This window comes from Caballeronia arvi, assembly GCF_001544695.2.
GTDB classification, from domain to species: domain Bacteria; phylum Pseudomonadota; class Gammaproteobacteria; order Burkholderiales; family Burkholderiaceae; genus Caballeronia; species Caballeronia arvi.
On the sequence record NZ_FCOM02000181.1, the window covers coordinates 1 to 2469 of the forward strand.

Genomic DNA, 2469 nt, shown 5'->3' on the forward strand with positions numbered 1-2469 from the left:
TTCGTGAGCTGCCTTCTATAACGTCCGCAGCTACGTGAGCGATGACCGCCGAGCTCTATTAATCAGCGTTTCCCTAGAGGACGGCGGTGCGCTTCGGGACGTCGCGCCGTCCGTTTCGCCTTGGGCCGGTTACCTGCCCCTTCAGCATCGACACCGTGAAAGGCTGTGGGAAGCGCGGTTGTCCTCTGGCGGACAGGCGACCCCGATGACCTTCGTAGCAAACGGCAAGCTACGTGCTAATCCCGGCGGGCGGCCACGACTCGTTCTGACGAAGCTCGGCGATCACGTCATCGGTATGCGCTGCCGCACAAGCATTGACCGCGACTTGTCACGCCAGCCCAGTCTAGCAGGGGGACGATAAAACCTGGCTGGTCGTTTTGCTCGTCGAGGTTCTTGCTCGATGAGTTCGATCTTTCCGTGTTCGGTTTTGCTGACTGATCTTTTTCTGACTCGCTTGTCGACCCGTCCGTTCATTGAGCGTCTTGTTGATTTTTCCTTGTCGCCTTGGTCGAGCGCTTCGCGAGCGGCAGTTTCTTTTCTGTGATCGCGTGTTGGATTCGTTGCGATGTTTCCGGGCCGATACGCGATTAGCCTCGCTGAGGTCACCGTTCATGCGCCTGAATCCATGCGCGGGCAATCGCGTCCTCGCCCGCGTCGGATCCCGCGAGATCGCCGCTCGTGAAGATCGGGCTCTCGCTGCCGTTTTCCGCAGGCGTGGTGATCCTCGCGTGCCCCATTCTCCGCCGTCGGCGCGGCGCGGAGTGGATCGATGTCGAAGGTCGAGGAAGTAAGGCTCGTGCGAGCGTGCTCCCTTACGCCAGCATCGCTCGGGGACTAGTAGCACTTCCGATCCGCTTTTGCCCATAAAAGATCGTTCGATCTAAAATGACGCGATATCGGCCACGACACGGAGACCATCCCCATGATCGAGTTCTACTTTCACCCGACGCCCAATCCCGCGAAGATCGCGCTCTTCCTCGAAGAGTCCGGGCTGCCATATGAACTGAAGCCGGTGGACACCAGCAAGGGCGAGCAGCATTCGGCCGAGTTCCGTGCGATCAACCCGAACGGCAAGGTGCCCGCTATCGTGGACATGGAAGGGCCGGGAGGAAAGCCGGCTGTTGTGTTCGACTCGACCGCGACCCTTCTTTATCTTGCGGAGAAGACAGGGCAGTTCGCCGGCGCGCCGGAAGATCGCCCGCAGCTTCTTTCATGGCTGATGTTCGTAGCGAGTGGACTCGGACCGTATTCCGGGCAGGCGGTGCACTTTCAGTATGCGGCGCCGGAAGGGCTCGACTATGCGGTGAATCGTTATCGGCGAGAGGCGGATCGCCACTATCAGGTGTTGAACGACAGGCTCAAGGGCCGCGAATACATCGTGGCAGACAGCTATACGATCGCGGACATGTCCGCGTGGGGCTGGCTCGATCGGGCATCGCGCGTGTTCAAGTCGAGCGAGGATCCGCTCGGGCCATATCCGGAACTCAAGCACTGGTTCGCCAAGATCGACGCGCGGCCCGCCGTCGAACGCGCGCGCGCCGTGAATAAGAAACATGCGTTCAAGACGGTCAACGACGATGAGACGAAGCGTGCGTTGTTCCCGTCCAACTACCCAAAGACGGCGTGAGAGAAGAGCAACTGCAGCATGCCGCGTCCGCGTGGTTCGATAAGGAGGCTGCTCTCGACGCCGCCACCCTGTGGGGTTGGTCGCACGGTTATGAAGCGACCTCCGTCTGCGATCTCGCCGCAACGATGGGCCTCACGGCCGTGAGCCTACAACGCTTCGGCGACAGGCGCGCGGTCTAGGAACGCGCGCTCGAACGGCACGTCGAGCGCGGCTTTCGCGACCGTGTGGGGCATATCGAACATCACGTGCGGCCGCGCGGTGCGATCGCCGCAGTTTTCGAAGAGATCTTCCAGCTTTCCGAGAAAGATCCGCCTCGCAACGGATGCCTCATCCGACCCAAGCAAGTTGCCACCTATGGTGGGGGCGAACGGCTGCCGCATCTCCTCCCGCGCGCGAAACTGTCGGTGGCGGGTTGATCCAGCTTGCCGTCCGCATTGCGAGTGTACGAGCCCTTTGGATCGCCTAATGCCCGGCACCGCATCGCACACCGCCGCGATAAAGCCCGGTACGAGGTGATAGCAAGAATACCGAACAGCCGCGCGGGGGCACGCCAGAAATGCAGTTCCTCCGCGACGGCGAGGAGCAGCAGAAGTAATTCGGCTCTATGATTTTTGTTAAGCGAAATTCGCTGTGTCGTAGGGCAGGCCATTTCGTGGTTTCATGTCCTTCTCCACCGCGCATTTGCCTCAAGCGCGTTGCCCTCGTCTACGAGACTCCTCGAAATCGCATGCTGCGTCATATGGTGGCGATACCTGCGAAAATCAGTCGTTCACGCCGTCAAGGCAAGTTCTCTCGCAGCACGATACTGAACCGAACCGGCTTTACCCCGTCCATTGCATCGT

Annotated in this window: 3 protein-coding genes; 1 reads left to right on the plus strand and 2 read right to left on the minus strand. The window is 60.3% G+C overall.

Translation table 11 applies throughout. From position 1 onward, the window contains the following. Positions 1-602 precede the first annotated feature (602 nt). Positions 603-737 (minus strand): hypothetical protein, encoded by a 135-nt coding sequence (locus tag AWB74_RS48345; protein ID WP_268811248.1) that lies wholly within the window; start codon positions 735-737, stop codon positions 603-605. 185 nt (positions 738-922) lie between these two features. Between AWB74_RS48345 and AWB74_RS44050 the strand changes: the two genes are divergently transcribed. After that, positions 923-1627, plus strand: a complete 705-nt coding sequence (locus AWB74_RS44050; protein ID WP_061152736.1) for a glutathione S-transferase family protein — start codon at positions 923-925, stop codon at positions 1625-1627. Positions 1628-1773: 146 nt separating this feature from the next. On the opposite strand, the gene AWB74_RS44055 is transcribed toward AWB74_RS44050, so the two are convergent. Next, on the minus strand, positions 1774-1971 hold the full coding sequence (locus AWB74_RS44055; RefSeq protein WP_143749535.1) for a hypothetical protein: 198 nt from the start codon (positions 1969-1971) through the stop codon (positions 1774-1776). Positions 1972-2469 lie beyond the last annotated feature (498 nt).